A 20,987-nucleotide genomic window follows, 5' to 3' on the forward strand; every position below is an offset into this window, starting at 1 on the left:
AATATGAGTAAAGAAACAAAACAAACCAAAATAGTAGAAGATAAAGAAGAAAAAGCATCGAGTGCGGATGCCACTCAAATTTATTTAAGTGAAATTGGTTTTTCACCCTTACTTAGTGCTGAAGAAGAGGTGTACTTTTCTCGGCTTGCCCTAAAAGGCGACGAGCCATCACGAAAACGTATGATAGAAAGCAACTTACGTTTAGTGGTGAAAATTGCCAGACGATATAACAACCGCGGTTTACCTCTATTAGATTTAATCGAAGAAGGTAATTTAGGTCTGATCCGTGCGGTAGAGAAGTTTGACCCAGAGCGAGGCTTTCGCTTTTCAACCTATGCCACCTGGTGGATTCGCCAAACCATTGAACGCGCGATAATGAACCAAACGCGTACTATCCGTTTACCTATACATGTAGTCAAAGAATTAAATATTTATTTACGTGCTTCGCGTGAGCTTGTGCAAAAACTTGACCATGAACCCACGCCCGAAGATATTGCCAAATCGTTAGATAAACCGGTTGCCGATGTTAATAAAATGCTTCGTTTGAATGAACGCATTGCTTCAGTTGACACGCCGTTTACAGGTGATTCAAGTAAGGTGTTGCTTGATGTCATTGCTGATGAAAAAAGCTCAGGACCTGAAACTAGCTTACAATCAGAAGATATGAGTAATAACATTATTGATTGGCTCAATGAGCTAAACTCTAAGCAAAAGGAAGTGATAGCAAGGCGATTTGGTTTGCTTGGTTATGAAGCTGAAACGCTAGAAAATGTGGGTCATGAAATAGGCCTAACGCGCGAACGTGTTCGTCAAATTCAAGTGGAAGGATTAAGACGACTACGTGATATTTTAAGTCAACAAAACTTATCCATTGAAGCGTTATTTGAAGCTCAGTAAATTCAACTGCATTAGCATGTGAAGAAAAGGCTGCATTGCAGCCTTTTTTAGTTGTGTTTTTTATAGCTTGGCTTTTAATTCAAATATCATATCAAGCGCTTGTTTTGGGGTTAATTCATTGGCATCAATGTTTCTTAATTTATCTAGTGCAGGGTGCTCATCAGCAACTAAGGGTAATTGCTCAAAGTTATCAATTTTTGCTGACAAAATAGAGGGAGATTGTTGATTTTCTAGTTCGGCTAACCGTTGTTTGGCGCGATTAATAACACCCTTAGGCACACCTGCAAGCTGAGCCACCTGCAAACCAAAACTTTTACTCGCGGCGCCATCTTGCACTGCATGCATAAACACAATATTGTCGTCATGCTCCATCGCATCTAAATGCACATTTGCTAAGGTAGAAATTTCTTGCGCAAGCAGCGTCAGCTCAAAATAGTGGGTAGCAAATAAGGTAAACGCTTTAGTATTTAGCGCTAACATTTCAGCACATGCCCAAGCTAATGATAGGCCGTCATAAGTACTTGTACCGCGACCAATTTCATCAAGCAACACTAAACTTCTATCAGTTGCATTGTGCAGGATGTTAGCTGTTTCAGTCATTTCAACCATGAAGGTTGAACGCCCGCTTGCTAAATCATCAGATGCGCCAATACGAGTGAAAATTCTATCAACTACCCCTAAAGTGGCGGCATTGGCAGGGACAAAGCAACCTATATGTGCAAGTAGAACGATTAACGCGGTTTGCCGCATATAGGTTGATTTACCCCCCATATTAGGACCGGTAACAATAAGCATCTTTCGCTGTTCGGTTAACACAACAGGGTTGGCAATAAAGGGAGTCGAAGACACTTGCTCTACTACGGGATGCCTACCTGCATCGATATTAATGCCTGGAGATTGGGTTAATTGAGGTTTTACATACTGTAAAGTGATTGCGCGCTCGGCAAAGTTACTGAGCACATCAAGCTCAGCAACGGCCTGACTCAGGGTTTGTAATGGCGCAAGCTCAGGTAATATTTTTTCAAACAATTCTTGATAAAGCTGTTTTTCTAACGCTAAAAACTTCCCTTGGGCACTTAGTACTTTATTTTCATGCTGCTTAAGTTCTTGAGTAATAAACCGTTCATTATTTTTCAAGGTTTGTCGGCGAATATAATCGTCAGGCACATTATTAGCGGCTGCTCGGCTAATTTCAATAAAGAAGCCGTGAACCTTGTTATAGCCAACCTTTAATGATTGAATCCCCGTACGTTTTTTTTCATTTTGCTCTAGTTGTGCTAAAAACTCAGTTGCACCATCGCTTAAATCCCTGAGCGCATCCAATTCTTGATGATAGCCGGGAGCAATAACGCCACCGTCACGAATAAGTACAGGAGGGTTTTCTACAATTGCTTGTTCTAGTAATTGCTGCAATGAAGGCATAGGTGGCATTAATTGAGCTAACGCATTTATATAACCTGTTTTACAAGTCGCTAAACAGGCGTTAAGTTCAGGGAGCGCTTGCAAGGTATTACGTAATCGAGCAAAGTCACGTGGTCTAGCAGAGCCAAGAGCAATACGAGAAACGATCCGTTCGACATCCCCTAAGCCTTTCAATATGGGTTGCACATCAAGATGTAAATCTGAAGCAATAATCTGCTCTATTGCATTTTGTCTATTGGTTAGAATGGTTAAATCACGTAATGGAAAATGTAACCAGCGTTTTAGCAAACGAGAGCCCATTGGAGTGACTGATTTATCAAGAACCGCAGCCAAGGTATTGTCACTGCCACCTTGCAAGTTTTGTGTTAGCTCTAAGTTTCGTCGAGTTGCGGCATCAAGCACTACGCCAGTGCTTGCGGACTCAGAAATGATTGAGCGGATATGTGGTAACGCTGTGCGTTGTGTATCTTTGACATACTGAAATAAACAGCCCGCCGCAGATAAGCCCAATAATTTATCATTAACACCAAAGCCAGTTAATTCTTTAGTTGCAAATTGCTTATTAAGTAAACTAATGGCTGTTTCGAGATCAAATTCCCATTCAGGACGTCGGCGCAAACCTTTATAATTCGAAATAAAATCCTTGCTTGATAGTGACTCACAATATAAGAGTTCAGCTGGAGATAACCGCTGTAACTCTGCTTGTAATTGTTCACTTGTTTGCGGCTCGGTGATTACAAATCGACCACTGCTCATGTCTAAATAGGCTAAACCAAAGTCGGGATCGGACGCTTTTTTATTTTTTGCGTTGTTTTCGGTAATCGCAACAATCAAGTTATCTTGTCTTTCTGATAAAAGCGCTTCATCACTGATTGTACCTGGGGTAATTATTCTGACAACTTTACGCTCAACGGGCCCTTTACTTGTTGCAGGATCGCCAACTTGCTCGCAAATAGCAACTGACTCACCTAATCGTACTAATTTACCTAAGTAATTTTCAACGGCGTGATAAGGCACTCCAGCCATAGGAATGGCATTACCACCACTTTTTCCTCTAGCGGTTAGTGAGATATCTAATAAATCTGCGGCTTTTTTTGCGTCATCAAAAAATAGTTCGTAGAAATCCCCCATGCGATAAAAAATTAAAATATGTGGAAATTCGGCTTTGATCGTCAGGTATTGACGCATCATAGGGGTGTGTTGTGATAAATCTGTCATGTTTTTATTGTGCTTTTGTTTAATTTGTTTTTGATTTTATTCTCTTTTAAGAATTGTGCTGTTTGATGAAAGATTATGAGCAATATTAAATAACTATGAAACCTCACAATTTTGTGGCACTTACTAAGGCAATAATACTTTGGATAGCTACATAGAGCCAGTGATGAATTATAAAACTCACTTGTACCAACACCTTGAGTAAGTCTATTAGGCTCCATAAGTAAAGGAAGAGCAGGTTTTAATTAAGCACTCAAATTATACCAACAAATAAAATAATGAAACCTAACAATGATTATTTAGTTATTCTTTTGTTCATTCACAAAAATTGTTGGTTTTGTACATAAGGCGGATTGTACAGAAAAAGACAGAATAATCCGGCGTTGTTATATAGTAACATTGTTTTTTGGTGGTTTAATTATATCTTTGCAGTGATTTATGGGCATTATCTCTTAATATTGAATGAGTATATTGATGTGAAGAAGGTAAAGCAGAGACGTGTATTTTCAACATTAATCCTAGTCAAACTATTTTATGAAGAATAGAATTAATAAAAGTTAAATTTATAAGTGATTAAATTTATTGTATTATATGGGTTTGTTTATTGTCTCTTTGTTTTGGGACTATGTGCTAATCTTCAGTGGGCGGTTATGAAACTTATGAGGCTTCGGTAGAATTTCCATAATAAATTTTGATTTTCTTATTGTCAATTTAATTAACTTATTTATGTAAAAGTGAAAGCCTTTTTATAGTGGTTGTAAATATAAGTGTTATATTATAACATTCTCTTGTTGTTATATTATAACATTTATATTTATTGTAACTAAGAGGTATCATGAAAAATTTATCGAAAATTATAAGCGTATTACTTGCCCTTTCAGCAAGTAATCAAGTATGCGCAGAGAAAATACAAGGAACTGTCTCTAATAAAGAGGGCGAAGTTGTTTCTGGCGCTGCTGTTAAACTTATGGGCACAACCATCAGTACGCTAACTAATGCAAACGGTTTTTTTTCTATAGAAACTAAGCCAGGGATTTACGAATTGCATGTATCCGCCGAGAAACTTGCTCATGAAAATGTGGTTGTAAATGTTTTTGAAAATAAAAATGCTCAGTTAAGTGTATCGCTTGATAAGTCAGCGATTGAAATTATTGATATTAGCGCAACACCTTTTCATAGTTCAAATATTGAATCAGCATTGCCAATTACTGTGTTGCACGGTGAGAGTCTTCGTATGCGCCAAGAAAACACATTAGGCGATACTTTAAGTAGAGAAGTTGGTGTACATAGTAACTTTCATGGCAGCGTAGCCAGTACACCCATAATACGTGGTTTAGATGGGCCTAGAGTATTAGTAACACAAAATGGGCTCGATGCTGGTGATGCATCACGTGTAGGTCCTGACCATGCTGTATCAACAGAAACGTCAACAACTGAACGAATTGAAGTATTACGTGGGCCAGCGACGCTATTTTATGGCAGTGGTGCTATTGGTGGTGTAGTAAATATTGTGGATGAAAGAATTCCTAGCTCTATAGAGGATAAAGGTGAATGGCTTACCGAGTACAATAGTAATAATGCACAAAGTTTAATATCAGGCTCAATTAATAGTGGCTCAGAAAATATTGCATTTCATGCTGATGGTTTCTATCGAGATAGTGAAAACTATCATGTACCAAAAAAGAAGGGTATTGATGAAATTGCGAACTCTGCTGCTAAGTCAAGTGGGTTTACAATTGGAACAAGTTATTTGCTCGATAATGGATTTGTTGGCATCTCCTATCAAGGTTTAGATCAAAAATATGGTATTCCGGGTCATAGTCATGGTGATGAAGAGGTTGCTGTACTAGCCGATATGGAGCAAAACCGCTGGCAACTACTCAGTAAACTTGATTTTGAAAATGAAATAATAAAATCAGTTAATACCAAAATTGCCTATACAGATTATCGCCATAGTGAATTAGAGGTAGGTGTAGTTGGTACAACGTTTGACAATGAAAGTGTTGAAACCCGTATTGAACTTTTACACCAAGACTTTTGGAACTGGCGTGGTGGTTTAAGTGTTCATTATAAAAAAAGTGATTTCACTGCTGTTGGTGCAGAAGCTTTTACTCCGCCATCTGAAACAAATTCAATTGCATTAGCCTGGATAGAAGAGCGTCACTTTAATGATGTTCTTTTACAGCTAGGTGCACGTATTGAACGTACCGAAATAACCGCAGCTAAAGTACGCTTGCCAGAACTCGATCTTATTGAAGAGCATAGTGATGAACATGAACATGAACATGAACATGAACATGAACAGCACAGCGACGAGCATGGGCAAGAAGGAGTGACCCGTAATTTTGACGTTAAGCATGTATTTACGCCAGTTAGTTTATCAGCGGGTCTAGTGTGGGATTTCATGGATGGGTATAACGTTGGGATATCTTTATCTCATTCAAAACGGGCACCGTCAGCATCTGAGCTATTGTCATTTGGTCCACACATAGGAACAGGTTCCTATGAGGTGGGATCATTATTTTCACTTCATGATGACCATGATGAAATTCCACACTTTGGTTTGACAGAAAACGACATTGTAATGGAAACAGCTAACAATATTGATGTAAGTTTACGTAAATTCAAAGGTGATTTTGGTTTCATATTTAATGCGTTTTATAACCAAATAGATGACTATTATTATGAGCAATCTACCCATTTCCATGCAGGCGACGGACATGACCATAGTGGTCATGATCATGGAAACCATGAAGAAGAGGAGGAAGCACACACACTACCATTATTTGTTTTTACTTCACAAGACGTAAAATTGCATGGCTTTGAAGCGCAAGTAGTTTGGCAAGTAACAGATGAATTCTCATGGCGAGTTCAAGCCGACATCATAAGGGCTAGATTAAAAGCAGGGGGTGAAATACCTCGTACACCACCAGCACGTATTACAAGTGAATTCAGTTACCAGGGTGAGAACATTTCAAGTAACTTATTCATTAGTAACTACTTCAAGCAAACTCATACGGCAACCCTAGAGAGCACAACAGACGGTTACATTATGATTGATGCAAATATTAACTACCATTTTACTGTTGGACAGCATGATTTAGCGGTTTACCTCAAGGGTAAAAACTTAACCGATGAATACGCTCAAGTGCACACCTCATTTTTGAAAAATTTAACGCCACTGGCAGGACGCTCAATTTCTGTTGGTATTCGTGGGTCATTTTAATTTACCTAATTAACAAATAATTCAACAATTTAACAAAGGAAAATCATGAAAAAGTTTCGTTTAAATACAATAATAGTCGCTTGTTCTGCTTTATTTCTAGCAGGCTGTGGCGACAGTGAAACAAATATTACTGAAATCACACCAACACCAACGGATGAGCATGATCACGATCATGGCGGTGAAGTTGGCAAAGGTCGTTTGGCGATAGCTGATGCTGAGCATGCAATTGTACATATTTTTGATTTAGAAGATAATAGCTTAGTTGAGTCTGTATCTTTAACGCACCCAGCAGAATACTTGTACGCTAGCCCAGAAGGTCGCTATGCCGTTGCTGTGCAACGTTCAGTAGACTCGGTCGAATTCATAGATGGAGGTGTTTGGCAAGAATTACATGGAGATCATTATGATCAACATAACGATGCGCCTGAATTGATAAGCTTTACTTTGAGTGATGTAAAACCAACGCATTATGTTCCCCGTGATGATAGAGCGGCCGTTTTTTTTGATGGTAATAAAGAAACAGGTGCAAATGCGAGTTTAAGCATATTGAGTGATGAAAGCATCAGCTTGAGTAAGATCATTGCAGGGTATGACTTTGAAACTTATATGCATGGCACTGCGGAAATTCGGGGCGATTATGTGCTAACAACATTACGTGATAATAATGCTGAAAGTAGTTTACCGGATCAGGTGGTTTTATTAGAAGTGCATAGTGACCACTTTCATCAAGAGCAAGTCTTTGAAACACTTTGCCCAGCTTTACATGGTAGTTTTCAAACAGAAACACATATAGCATTTGCTTGTGGGGATGGAGTTTTATCTATTGAGCAGCAAGGGAGTGTTTTTACACCTCAGAAAATAGATAATCCAACTGATATGCCTGATGGAATCCGCATCGGCTCATTAAAAGGTAGTGCAGAAAGTAGTATCATGATTGGTTCATCGCGTGCGGGTTTCTTTTTAGTTGATTTATCAGGACAAACTATAAAGTCATTTAATTGGCAACAAGAAGAAAGCTTAACTGCATTAACGTATGGTTTTGATGGTCATAATGAACATATGTTGATACTTGATAATAAGGGCTATTTAAACTTGTTTTCTGCGGAAACAGATTGGAAGTTTGAAAGTCGTATTGAAGTTTTTGAACCTACTACTGATGATGCAAAGCCAATAATCATTGCATCAAAAGCACATGAATTTGTATATATCATTAATGGAAAGAAAATAACAACGATTGACTTACATGATGGTGAAGTTGTCGGTAATTTTGACTTAGGATTCAACCCAGGTAAAGCAGCATGGCTTGGTGTATCTGGAGAAGAAGAGCACGAACATTAATAACAGTCACTTGTAATTGTGTTAGTTCAGATTATATCTTATCAATCACCTTGAAAATTACCTTTCATTAAAAAGTTGAATTGTAAACAAAGGATAACTCTCATGTCGTATTATTAAACATACCTTTCACATATAATCGAAAATAATATAGTACTAAGTAACATTTTTTAGTTTAAAAATTGGTTTATTATATCAAAAGTAACTTTTTACATTCAAACTGTAAAAAGTTACTTTTGCCATTATAATTCTTATTAATCAAGAATATAAAAGTCTCGGTCTGTAAAAACAAATAACAAATTAAAAAATATTGTAAAAAAACTTGATACTGTACGAACTTACAGTATACTTGTTTCATTAAAACGAAATAACCAATTACGGTTCGTGGAGCAATCAATGAAAGACGAAAAAGAAAAAGCACTCTCAGCAGCGTTAAGTCAAATTGAACGTCAATTTGGTAAAGGTTCAATTATGAAACTTGGCGACAATAATACGATGGACGTAGAAACAATTTCTACTGGCTCGTTGGGGCTAGATATTGCATTGGGTGCTGGTGGTTTACCCTTTGGTCGTGTGGTTGAAATATACGGCCCAGAATCTAGCGGTAAAACTACTTTGACGTTAGAAGTTATTGCACAAGCGCAGCGTGAAGGTAAAGTGTGTGCTTTTGTCGATGCCGAGCATGCGCTTGATCCTATTTATGCTGAAAAGTTGGGCGTAAATATCAATGAATTATTGGTTTCTCAACCAGATACGGGTGAACAAGCACTTGAAATTTGTGACATGCTAACACGTTCAGGAGCAATTGATATTATTGTGGTTGATTCGGTTGCGGCATTAACACCGAAAGCAGAAATTGAAGGCGATATGGGGGATTCGCATATGGGTCTTCAAGCACGTATGTTATCGCAAGCCATGCGTAAATTGACCAGTAATTTAAAAAAATCCAATACCATGTTAATTTTCATTAACCAGATTCGTATGAAAATTGGTGTTATGTTTGGCAACCCTGAAACAACAACCGGCGGTAATGCACTTAAGTTTTACGCATCAGTCCGTTTAGATATTCGCCGCATTGGCGCTGTTAAAAATGGTGATGAAATCGTCGGTAACGAAACCCGCGTTAAAGTGGTCAAAAATAAAATTGCGCCACCATTTAAACAAGCCGAATTTCAAATTCTTTATGGTCAAGGCATTAATAACTTAGGTGAATTGATAGACTTAGGTGTGCAAAATGGTTTTGTAGAAAAAGCCGGTGCTTGGTACAGCTGTAATGGCGAACGTATTGGTCAGGGTAAAGCGAATGCGGCAAAATACCTAGAAGAACATCCAGAAATGGCTAAAGATGTTGACGTAAAACTGCGTGAAATGTTTTTAACTAAAACCGCACCAGCAGAGAAAGAAGCGGTAGCACAACCGTAATAATACCTTTATGTCAGTTGATACTTAGCTAGAGTTTGTAGCATATCACACTGAAATTTAATAAAAACATCAATATCAAGCGCTATTCTAGACGTAGAATAGCGTTTTTTTTCGTTTTGATTCTAGTTAATAATATTTTGTTTTAGCCATCTAAACGTTTAGATGTTGACATATCTAGCAATCCACGTACTATGATGATTCTAGTGCTATGCTATATTTTTCAGTTGTATTTGAATTTTTTATCCAGTGATAGGTACGTTATGCCAATTAAAATTCCCGATCAATTACCGGCTTTGTCGGTATTAGACAAAGAGAATATCTTTGTGATGTCAGAGCACAGAGCAATTTCACAAGAAATTCGCCCAATGCAAGTGGCGATATTGAATTTGATGCCAAATAAAATTGAAACAGAAGTGCAAATACTGCGGATGTTGTCGAACACTCCGCTGCAAATTAATGTCGAATTTATTCGAATTAATGCTAATGAATCTAAAAATACGCCAACAGAACATCTTGAGAATTTTTATCATTTATTTGATGACATTAAACACAGGCAATACGATGGTTTGATTATTACAGGCGCTCCATTGGCCTTGTTAGATTACTCACAAGTTACCTTTTGGGACAAAATTTGTGAAGTATTTGATTGGGCTGAAAATAATGTAACGTCAACCATGTTTTCTTGCTGGGCGGCTCATGCTGCGCTATACCATCATTACGGTTTAAACCGTCATTTGCGAAAAGAAAAACTATCTGGAGTATTTAAACATACAACCCTAGATGAAAAAGAGCTACTAACGCGTGGCTTTGATGAGAGTTTTAACGTACCACACTCTCGGTATGGGTATATCGATAAAGTTGATTATCAAAGTATTCCAGAAATTCAAATTTTGGCAGAATCAGCGGAGGCAGGTGTTTATTTAGCGGCAAGCAAAAATAAACAGCAAGTTTATTTAACTGGGCATCCTGAATATGACACTACAACATTACATGAAGAATACCTGCGTGATAGCGCTCAGGGCGATAATATTGCTTTGCCAAAAAATTATTACCAAGAAAACGACCTAAATAAAGCGCCAGTAGGGTCGTGGCGAAGTCACGGTAGTTTATTATTTACAAACTGGCTTAATTACTACGTTTATCAAATAACACCTTATAAGTTGGATGCTTCAAACATTAAAGCAATCCATCCAGATACTGTTATATAAATCAGTATTATAATCTTGTGATAACAAGGTTGTTCGGTTTAAAAAATTATCTATAAAAATTGAGAAACACTATGCAAAAATCACCATCATTCTCCCTGCTTGAGCAGCAACTAGCCAACAATATTCTTATCTTAGATGGTGCGATGGGTACCATGATCCAAGCTTATAAGTTTGAAGAGCAAGATTTTCGTGGCGAGCGTTTTGCTGATTGGCATAGCGATTTAAAAGGAAATAATGACTTATTAGTGTTAACACAAAGTGATGTGATTAAAGCCATTCACCTGCAATACCTAGAAGCAGGTGCAGATATTCTAGAAACGAATACTTTCAATGCAACATCTATTGCCATGGCTGACTATGATATGGCAAATTTAAGTGCTGAAATTAATTTAAAAGCGGCACAAATTGCTCGTCAAGCGGCGGATGAATATAATGTTAAAACGCCGAACAAACCGCGTTTTGTCGCTGGGGTGTTAGGGCCAACCAACCGTACATGCTCAATATCGCCAGATGTGAATGATCCCGCATTTCGTAATGTAACCTTTGATGAATTAAAAACGGCATATATTGAATCAACTACCGCGTTAATCGAAGGCGGTAGTGACATTATTTTAATTGAAACAATTTTTGATACTTTAAATGCAAAAGCGGCAATATTTGCAGTTGAGACAGTGTTTGAACAATTAAATGTGCGTTTACCTGTGATGATATCTGGCACAATAACCGATGCGTCAGGTCGGACACTGTCAGGACAAACAACCGAGGCATTTTATAATTCATTACGTCACGCTAAACCTATCTCATTTGGCTTAAACTGTGCGCTAGGCCCCGTTGAATTGCGTCAATACGTGGAAGAATTAAGCCGAATTAGCGATGTGGCAGTATCAGCACACCCCAATGCAGGTTTGCCTAATGCCTTTGGTGAGTATGATTTCACCGTAGAAGATATGAATACTCATGTTGCCGAGTGGGCGACATCAGGTTTTTTAAATATTATCGGCGGATGTTGTGGTACAACGCCGGCACACATTAAGGGCATGGCTGATTCAGTTGCGGGCATTAAACCTCGGAAAATTGAGGCAAAAGAGATCGCTTGCCGGTTATCGGGGTTAGAAGCGTTAACGATTCAAGAAGATTCATTGTTTGTTAATGTCGGTGAACGTACAAATGTCACAGGCTCGGCCATTTTTAAACGTTTGATCAAAGAAGATAATTATGATCAAGCGATCGCGGTTGCTTTACAGCAAGTCGAAAACGGTGCGCAAATCATCGACATTAATATGGATGAGGGCATGCTCGATTCAAAATCAGCCATGGTTCGATTTTTGAATTTGATTGCCGGTGAACCGGATATTGCTAAAGTGCCGATTATGATTGATTCCTCTAAATGGGATATATTAGAAGCAGGCCTCAAATGTATTCAAGGCAAAGGCATTGTTAACTCTATTAGTTTGAAAGAAGGTGAAGCAAACTTTCGCAATCAAGCCGAGTTACTGCGCCGCTATGGCGCCGCAGTTATCATTATGGCATTTGACGAAGACGGTCAGGCCGATACCCGTGTTCGTAAATATGAAATCTGTAAAAGAGCCTATCATATCTTAGTTGATGAAATAGGCTTTCCACCCGAAGATATTATTTTTGACCCTAATATTTTTGCAGTGGCAACGGGCATTGATGAACATAACAACTATGCGGTAGATTTTATCGAAGCGGTTGCAGATATAAAACAAAACCTACCTTATGCGATGATTTCAGGTGGCGTGTCTAATGTGTCCTTTTCATTTCGAGGGAATAATCCTGTTCGCGAAGCTATCCATGCGGTATTTCTTTATCATGCTATTAAAAATGGTATGGATATGGGGATTGTTAATGCCGGACAACTGGCTATATATTCAGATATTCCAGAAAAACTGCGTATTGCGGTTGAAGATGTTATTCAAAATAGTGACGACGGTGCAACTGAGCGATTATTAGATATTGCCCAGGAATATCATGGTCAAGCAGGTGGACAGCAATCCAAGGCTGATTTAACCTGGCGTGAATTACCGATAAACGAACGGTTAGCGCATTCACTAGTAAAAGGCATCAATGAATTTATCGTTGAAGATACTGAAGAAGCGCGACTTGCAGCTACTCGACCACTTGATGTGATTGAAGGGCCGTTGATGGACGGTATGAATATCGTTGGTGACTTATTCGGTGCCGGTGAAATGTTTTTACCGCAAGTAGTTAAATCTGCGCGGGTAATGAAACAAGCTGTAGCTTATTTGAACCCGTATATTGAAGCTGAAAAAACAGAAGTAAGTTCAAATGGTAAAGTGCTATTGGCAACGGTAAAAGGCGATGTACATGATATTGGTAAAAATATTGTTGGCGTAGTATTGCAATGTAATAACTATGACATAATCGATCTGGGTGTCATGGTATCTTGTGAAGATATTTTACGCGTAGCTAAAGAAGAAAATGTTGATATTATCGGTTTGTCGGGCTTAATCACGCCATCGTTAGATGAAATGGCGCACGTGGCACGAGAAATGAAGCGTCAAGACTTTGAGTTACCCTTACTTATTGGTGGTGCAACTACCTCTAAAGCACACACTGCAGTTAAAATAGAACCTCAGTACCAACATCCAGTGGTGTATGTCGCCAACGCCTCTCGCTCAGTTTCTGTAGTAAGTAGCCTATTGTCGGATGAATTACGAGGTGGCTTTGTTGCCAAGCAAAAAGAGGAATACGAGCGCGTCCGTGCTCGTCATTATAAAAAAGGCCCTCGTTCAAGTTTGATTAGCCTAGAAGATGCACGTGCTAATCGCACTCCTATCAGTTTTGATGATTACACCCCAACAAAGCCCAATAAGTTAGGTGTGACTGTAATTGATTCCCTAGATCTTAATGAAGTACGTAACTATATTGATTGGACGCCATTTTTTATGACCTGGCAGTTGTCCGGTAAGTACCCACAAATTTTACAACATGAACTCGTTGGTGAAGAAGCGACCAAGCTTTTCAATGATGCTAATGCGATGATTGATGATGTGATTAATAATAAAAAAATCACAGCAAAAGCGGTATTTGGTTTATTTCCTGCCCACAGAGAGGTTGATGATATTATTGTTTACCGCGATGAAACACGTGCGGATACCTTAATGAAACTGCATCAATTGCGTCAACAAAGTAAAAAACCAGCGACACAATTTAATCGTTGCTTAGCTGATTATATTGCTACAAAAGAATCAGGTGTTGAAGATTACGTTGGAGCTTTTGCGGTGTCAGCAGGTTTTGGTGTTGATGAGTTAGTTAAAGCCTATAATGTCAACCACGATGACTATAATAGTATTTTATTAAAAGCTGTTGCCGATAGGTTAGCAGAAGCGAGTGCTGAATATCTACATGAAAAAGTGCGTAAAGAATATTGGGGTTATGCACCTGATGAAAACTTGGACAATAACGCGTTAATTCGTGAGAGCTATCAAGGAATACGTCCAGCCCCTGGTTACCCAGCGTGTCCTGAGCATACTGAAAAAGGCTTGATTTGGAAACTGTTAAACGTACAAGAAAATATTGGGATGGAGTTAACATCAAGCTATGCAATGTGGCCCGGTGCGGCGGTTAGTGGTTTATACTTTGCTCACCCCGAGTCAAAATATTTTGCTGTCGCTAAATTGGCAAAAGATCAAGTACTTGACTACGCTTCGCGTAAAGGCTTTACACTAGAGCAAACTGAGCGGTGGTTATCAGCTAATTTAGATTATGAGCCAGAATAGCTAAGCACATTTAGCGACGAGTTACGAAAATATCTTAATTATTTTGATGATCTTAAGTATCTTCGCAACTCGCTATTTTACTGACCGTGATTATTCTTACTGCTGCTTAAAATGCCTATCAAAGAAACTCATAATAGTGTTATTTAAATGCACTTTCACTTTTTTACCCCGCATGCTGTGTTTGCTGCCGGGGTAAGTCATTAATTCAAACTGCTTATTTTCATCTTGTAAGGTTTTCATTAATTTAGTGGTATTAGTAAATAATACATTATCATCTGCCATACCATGATAGACCATTAACGGACTTTTAAGGCCGCTAACATAAGGAAATACGCTAGAGGCTTCATAGCCAGCAGCATTGATTTCTGGGTGGCTTAAATAACGCTCTGTGTAATGAGTATCATAAAGTAACCAGTCAGTTACTGGGGCACCACTGACACCGGCTTTAAAATAATCACTCGCTTTGAATAGTGTCATTAGCGCCATATACCCCCCGTAAGAATGACCGAAAATGCCAATGCGCTCTTTATCGACAAAAGGAAGAGAGTGTAAATACTGAACCCCCGAAATTTGATCTTCTACTTCAACTTGGCCTAGCTTTTCGTAAATAGGAAACTCAAAGTCAGTGCCGCGATAATTAGAGCCTCGATTGTCTAACTGAAAGACAATATAGCCTTGTTGCAACATATATTGAGTCATATCTGCGCCTTGCCAGCTATTTTTAACGGTTTGAGCATGAGGCCCACCATAAACCTTCACAATAACGGGATATTTCTTACCCGGCACCATATTCTTAGGTTTATATAATTTGTAATAGAGCGTTGATTTACCATCATTTGAGGTGATATTGCCAAATTTAGGTGCAATTAACTCGTTATAGTAAGGGCTAATAGGGTGTTGCTCATCAATGCTATTTTGTTCTAACCATGTGATATGCTGGCCATCGGCTTGATGTAAGCTAACTTGTTTAGGTGTTGATATATTAGAAAAACTATCAATATAGGTTTTGCTATCTTTACTAAAGTTAATACTATGGAAACCATTACGTTTAGTGACTCTAGCAACATGCTCAGGTGATTTTCCACTTAGCGGCACGCGATATAAATGACGTTCAAGTGGAGTATCGGCACGACCGGTAAAATAGATGACACCCTTTTCTTCATCAATGTGTTCAATCTGGTCAACTACCCAATTGCCTTTAGTTAACTGACTGATTAATTTGCCTTGATTAGAAAAGTGATATAGATGTTTAAAACCATCACGCTCTGAAGCCCAAATAAAGGTTTTATTGTCACTTAAAAAATACAGATCGTTATGCAAATTCAACCAATGATCTGAGTGTTCGGTTAATAAGGTTTTTTGTTTGCGTTTTTTAAGATTATACGCTTTGAGCTTTAAGGTTTTTTGATCGCGACTTTGCCATTGATAAGATAAGTTTTTACTGTCTGGTAGCCATTTTACCCTTGGCAGGTAAAAATCATGCTTATTGTCTCCACTCGCTTGTTCAAGGTCAATAAAACGTGTTTTCTTGCCTTTAATATCGGTAACCGCTAATTCAATGATGACATTTTTAGTACCCGTTGCAGGATATCGTTGTTCGATCAATTCAATGTTTTCAGCATATATTTCATTACGAATAACGGTTTTAACAGGGCTTTCATCTACCCGTAAAAAAGCAATGTGTTTTTCATTGGGCGACCACCAATAACCAGTCATTCTATCCATTTCTTCTTGAGCAACAAACTCACTCATGCCATTTTTGATGTTATTGCTGCCACCATCTTTGGTTAACTGAACTTCTTTACCACTTTCAATGTGTAAAACAAAGACATTTTGCTCTCGAATAAAGGAAACATAATTACCTTTGGGGGAAAATTTAATATCAGTTTCAAAAGCAGCTGTTTCGGTTAAACGTTTTGCAGCTTTAGTCGCTAAATGATAATAGTAAACGTCACCATTGAGTGGAAATAACAATGCGCTGCCATCACTTGAAAACTTATATTCCATGATGCCAAAACCATAAATACGTTGTCGTTCACGGCGGGCTTTTTCTTCATCAGAAAGAACTTCTGTGCCACTAAACAGCGCTTGAGAATCAACCAACAATCTATTTTCTTTACTTGCTAGGTTGTACTCCCATAAATCATAACGGTTTAAATCATCACTTTTCCCTTGTAAGTAGGTTACCCGTGAGCCATCAGGGGAAAACTTTAAAGATTTGGGAGTGACACCGTTTAATGAGGGAGAACTAAAAATACGCTCAATGGTTAAGGGGGTGTTTGTTTTACTAATAGTGCTTGCAGTCGGTTCAGTTGCCTGAACTGCCGTATGATGGAATAAAGCAGAGCAAAGTACCGAGGTAATGCCTATAAGAGAATGTTTTATGTGTTTTTTCATGAATAAACCAAAAATTATTTTATTGTATTAAAAAAGAGCTCATTACTAAGCACCGAGTGCTTAAATGACTTCTAATGCTTCACTTAATTTCTTTACGCCGATAACTTCCATGCCCTCAATGGTTTGTTTGGGCTTATTGTTAAAGGGAACAATAGCGCGTTTAAAGCCATGTTTAGCCGCTTCATTGATCCTTTCTTGGCCGCTTGGTACAGGGCGAATTTCACCAGATAAACCTACTTCCCCAAAAATAACCAAGTCTTGTGGTAGGGCATTATCTTTAAAGCTAGAAACCAATGCAAGGATCAGCGCTAAATCAATGCTGGTCTCAGTTACCTTTATGCCGCCGACAACATTAACAAATACATCTTGATCGTTTAGCTGTAAACCACCATGGCGATGTAAGATAGCCAACAGCATAGATAATCGGTTTTGCTCAGCGCCAACTGCGACCCTGCGTGGGTTGCCAAGTGCTGAATGATCAACCAAGGCTTGGATTTCCACTAATAGTGGGCGAGTACCTTCCCATAGCACCATTACTACACTGCCTGCGGTCTGCTCTTCGGTACGACTTAGAAATATGGCCGAAGGGTTCTTAACTTCTTTTAAGCCTGAGCCTGTCATAGCAAAAACCCCCAACTCGTTAACAGCACCAAAACGGTTTTTGCTGCCGCGCAAGGTGCGATATCTAGAGTCGGTACTACCTTCGAGCATGATTGAGCAATCAATACAATGTTCAAGCACCTTAGGGCCAGCGAGAGAGCCATCTTTGGTAACATGGCCGACGAGTAAAATAGCCACGTGGTACTGTTTGGCAAAGCGCGTCAAATAAGCGGCGCTTTCTCTTACTTGTGAAACACTGCCCGGTGCGGATTGAATATCACTCATGTGCATTACTTGAATTGAGTCAATCACTAAAATTTTGGGTTGCTCTTTAAGCGCAATATGGCAAATATTTTCAACACTGGTTTCTGACAACATTTTTAACTGGTTTGTTGGCAAGCCTAAGCGTTTTGCCCGCATTGCAACTTGTTGCAACGATTCTTCACCTGTGATGTACAAAGCCGGCATGCTGCTTGCCAAGGCGCACATGGTTTGTAAAAGCAGGGTGCTTTTACCGGCACCGGGTTCACCGCCAATTAAAATAGCGCTGCCGGGAACAATCCCGCCTCCAAGCACACGATCAAACTCCACAAAGCCAGAGCTGAACCTCGGTAAGTCGGCTAGATCTATTGCATCCAGTGTTTGAACACTGGCTTGCTCATTTGCAACAGACCCAGCAAAGCCTGAGAAATTACCACCGCGAACAGGCAGTTTAGCTTGCCTAAACTCTGAAATTGTATTCCATGCCTTGCAATCTGTACATTGACCTAACCAACGAGAGTATTCTGAACCACAGTCAGTACAAACGTAGGCGCTTTTAGCTTTTGCCATACTTTTCCTTTGATATTATTTGCTTTTAGGCACAAAAGTTGCTTTATTTGTAAGCTTATAAATGGATTGTTTTATTCTTAAACTCAATTATTTAAACTGATTATAGGTTTAATGCTATTGTTGAATATAAACGGTTCAAATTATAATGCTATTTTGCATCGTATTAACAGCAAGAGTTAGTAAAATATTATTTCATGAATATAGACTTTTCCAAATATCAAAAATTAATTAATAGTTTCCGTGGCGAAGCCAATAAGCCAAGCTTTGATATTAAGTTTAATCAAAGTACCGCGAATATGGCTAAGACGGAAAAATTCTTATTAAAAATGGAATTGAAACGATTAGCTAGTGCTTGTACGCGCTCTATTGACTTGCGCGGTTTAGTTGATGGTGATTGTAAGTTATATGAATACAGCGGCCAAAGTCACTTTCTCGATGATGTGGCCATAAAGGTATTTGAAGAAAATATTGAACAATATAAAGGTTATACTTTTGGTGTTTATGATGCGGTGAAAAACACTGAAAATAATTTTCGTGTTATTTATCAAAAAGAACAAAATAAGAATAGTCAACTCAGCGAGGCAATGACAACCACCTCGTCGCAAAAAAAATCTGCTGACAAAATCCAATACCCAGTTAGGATCTTTTCGCTTAATCAATCTATTGATCGTATCGAAGAGCGGATGAATTATGTCACCCCGTTAACCATTGTGTTAGATGACAATCAACGTAAAACAGTGAGTAGTATCGATATCAGTATATCGGGGTTGAAATTTAGACTAAACAGTCAGACGCCCTTACATATTGAACAATTAATTAAAGTTACTTTTAACGAGCTTCACCATAATTTTCAATTTAAAAAAGATCAGGCGTTGATTTATCAAGTCAAAAATATTCAAAGTGATACCAACACCCAACTTGTTGGTTGCCAGCGTATTGAAGCGGAGGGTGAAGATGCTTTTAAAGCGTTTTTATTCAGCTATATTCAAGCAAATAAACGCCGCTATAAAATCAACCTAGAAAATACGATTTCAACACTACAAGCAAGAACTTTTGAGCATTATGTGCTACCAAAGTTGAACGAGTTGCCAATTTTCTTTCAGCACAAAAACAAAGCGATATTGCCACGTTATGCGTTAACCACCAATAACAACCAGTCAACCTTTCAATATTGGCAAGATGAAGAAAGTCACTCAAATTTGCAGTTTTTAGTTAACGAAGAGCGTTTAGCGAGGTTGTTAAAAAAAACGAGGCAAGGTAAGCCATTATTAGTGTATAGCTTTATTCATCAACACCAAGGTAAAGATTTCTTTTATACCTTAGACGAAGACCAAGTTGACGCTGATGATGGATTTTTGTCCACATTTTTAACGTTTGCAGCAAATAAAAGCTCGTTTGCGATCACTCAACTAAGCTATTTCCCTGTAGAGCCGTCTAAAGCTTATCTACCTTTTGCCTTAGCTAACAGCCAAGAATTGACAAAGCAGTATATAAATCTTCCTCCCTCGGCTTCTGTCATTGATACTATCACAGCCTTAGACTTTGCTGTGGTAGCCTGTGATATAACCCATTCTACCGCGGTTGAGCAATATAAAAACTTTAGCACCCAAGCCATTGATAGAAATCGGTTAAAACAATTTGGTCATAAGCGCTCTAAAGAAAAAATAACAGTAGATGAGCTTGGTCTTACCTATAAAAATCAGCGTCAAACACCCCGGTATTTGTATAACACACCAACGACATTAGAGTGTAATAATACACAGTGGCAAGGAAAGACAATTGATTTTTCAATTTCAGGCTTAAAAGTTGAGTTAGACAGCAGCGCAGATGTGTGTGCGGGCGATATTGTAAATATTACTTTTCCTGCTTTACAAAAAATTACTTCTACCCATGATTTAAGGTTAATACCTTACGAAGTTATTCGCACCAATAAAAAACAAAGCGTCATAAATTTAAGGGGATATGTCAAAGATCATCAGCATGTTGGACGATCATTTTTTAAAGTATTAATTGACAAAAATAAAGATAAACTAATTACCGATGACTATTCGTTATTAATACCGGGCTTGGCGGAAGCATTAAGAACCCACTATGCACAAAGCATGCAAATACCAGCGTTAATTGTGCAAACTAGTGGCAGCCGTTATAAGATTGAAGTGTTAGTAAGTAACAACGAAGCAGATGAGTTTTTGCAATGCTTGCATAAGTTAAGTGATAGAAAAAGCTTTTATAATTTTTATCCCATCATAAGTAAGCTGTATAAAGATAATTATCTTGAAAGTTGTTTGAAAAAATTGATCATCAATCAAGAGCCTATTGCTCAGGTACTGTATATTTCCATCAGTAATAAGGTGGTGCAGGCAGATAGTTCTATTAACGTGAGGTTTGAAAGTGAATTACCGACTTCAGGAATAAGAAAAGCTTTTATTAAGAAGTCGATAGAAAAAGGGCACTTTTTTGCAATAGCATTGAACATTTCACGTACTAAAGAGCCCAATATTGAATATTTAAACGCTGAGTTAAGTTATATCAGCGCTTATGCCATTCATCGAAGTAAGCAATTAGAGCAAGAGATTTGGAGTGTGGTTGCGGCTATTCAATATGTTGATATAACCCATGAAGTCGTTTTTAGTCATGGGCTGTAAAGTCCTAACAACAATGTTGTATCTT

10 protein-coding genes are annotated in these 20,987 nt (G+C 38.3%); 7 read left to right on the forward strand and 3 right to left on the reverse strand.

The genetic code is table 11. The features are described 5' to 3' along the window. Positions 1 to 3 precede the first annotated feature (3 nt). Positions 4 to 897, forward strand: coding sequence for an RNA polymerase sigma factor RpoS (rpoS, locus tag ABXG98_RS09835; RefSeq protein WP_353538498.1), 894 nt, complete (start codon positions 4 to 6; stop codon positions 895 to 897). Positions 898 to 957: 60 nt separating this feature from the next. On the opposite strand, the gene mutS is transcribed toward rpoS, so the two are convergent. After that, complete coding sequence (gene mutS / locus ABXG98_RS09840) at positions 958 to 3,537, reverse strand: DNA mismatch repair protein MutS (protein WP_353538499.1); 2,580 nt, start codon at positions 3,535 to 3,537, stop codon at positions 958 to 960. A gap of 832 nt (positions 3,538 to 4,369) precedes the next feature. Here mutS and ABXG98_RS09845 point away from each other — a divergent pair. The 5 genes from ABXG98_RS09845 (at position 4,370) to metH (ending at position 14,489) form a co-directional block, all read left to right on the forward strand. After that, positions 4,370 to 6,760, forward strand: coding sequence for a TonB-dependent receptor (locus ABXG98_RS09845; protein ID WP_353538500.1), 2,391 nt, complete (start codon positions 4,370 to 4,372; stop codon positions 6,758 to 6,760). 45 nt (positions 6,761 to 6,805) lie between these two features. Then, the gene (locus tag ABXG98_RS09850; RefSeq protein ID WP_353538501.1) at positions 6,806 to 8,098 is read left to right on the forward strand and encodes a hypothetical protein; all 1,293 of its coding nucleotides are present in this window, start codon (positions 6,806 to 6,808) and stop codon (positions 8,096 to 8,098) included. Between the two features lie 393 nt (positions 8,099 to 8,491). Next, positions 8,492 to 9,517: a recombinase RecA gene (gene recA / locus ABXG98_RS09855; RefSeq protein WP_353538502.1), complete on the forward strand. Its 1,026-nt coding sequence runs from the start codon at positions 8,492 to 8,494 to the stop codon at positions 9,515 to 9,517. Between the two features lie 260 nt (positions 9,518 to 9,777). Next, entirely contained in the window at positions 9,778 to 10,725 is a 948-nt protein-coding gene (locus tag ABXG98_RS09860; RefSeq protein WP_353538503.1) for a homoserine O-succinyltransferase, read from the forward strand. A 71-nt stretch (positions 10,726 to 10,796) separates the two neighbouring features. After that, positions 10,797 to 14,489: a methionine synthase gene (gene metH, locus ABXG98_RS09865; RefSeq protein ID WP_353538504.1), complete on the forward strand. Its 3,693-nt coding sequence runs from the start codon at positions 10,797 to 10,799 to the stop codon at positions 14,487 to 14,489. Between the two features lie 96 nt (positions 14,490 to 14,585). Here metH and ABXG98_RS09870 read toward each other — a convergent pair whose 3' ends face one another. Continuing rightward, a complete protein-coding gene (locus tag ABXG98_RS09870) occupies positions 14,586 to 16,886 on the reverse strand; it encodes a S9 family peptidase (RefSeq protein ID WP_353538505.1) in 2,301 nt (766 codons plus the stop codon). 60 nt (positions 16,887 to 16,946) lie between these two features. Further along, a complete protein-coding gene (gene radA, locus ABXG98_RS09875; RefSeq protein ID WP_353538506.1) occupies positions 16,947 to 18,317 on the reverse strand; it encodes a DNA repair protein RadA in 1,371 nt (456 codons plus the stop codon). A gap of 194 nt (positions 18,318 to 18,511) precedes the next feature. On the opposite strand from radA, the gene ABXG98_RS09880 reads away from it, so the two are divergent. After that, positions 18,512 to 20,962 (forward strand): PilZ domain-containing protein, encoded by a 2,451-nt coding sequence (locus tag ABXG98_RS09880; RefSeq protein WP_353538507.1) that lies wholly within the window; start codon positions 18,512 to 18,514, stop codon positions 20,960 to 20,962. Positions 20,963 to 20,987: the final 25 nt, after the last annotated feature.

This window comes from Colwellia sp. KU-HH00111 (assembly GCF_040362745.1).
Lineage (GTDB): Bacteria > Pseudomonadota > Gammaproteobacteria > Enterobacterales > Alteromonadaceae > Colwellia.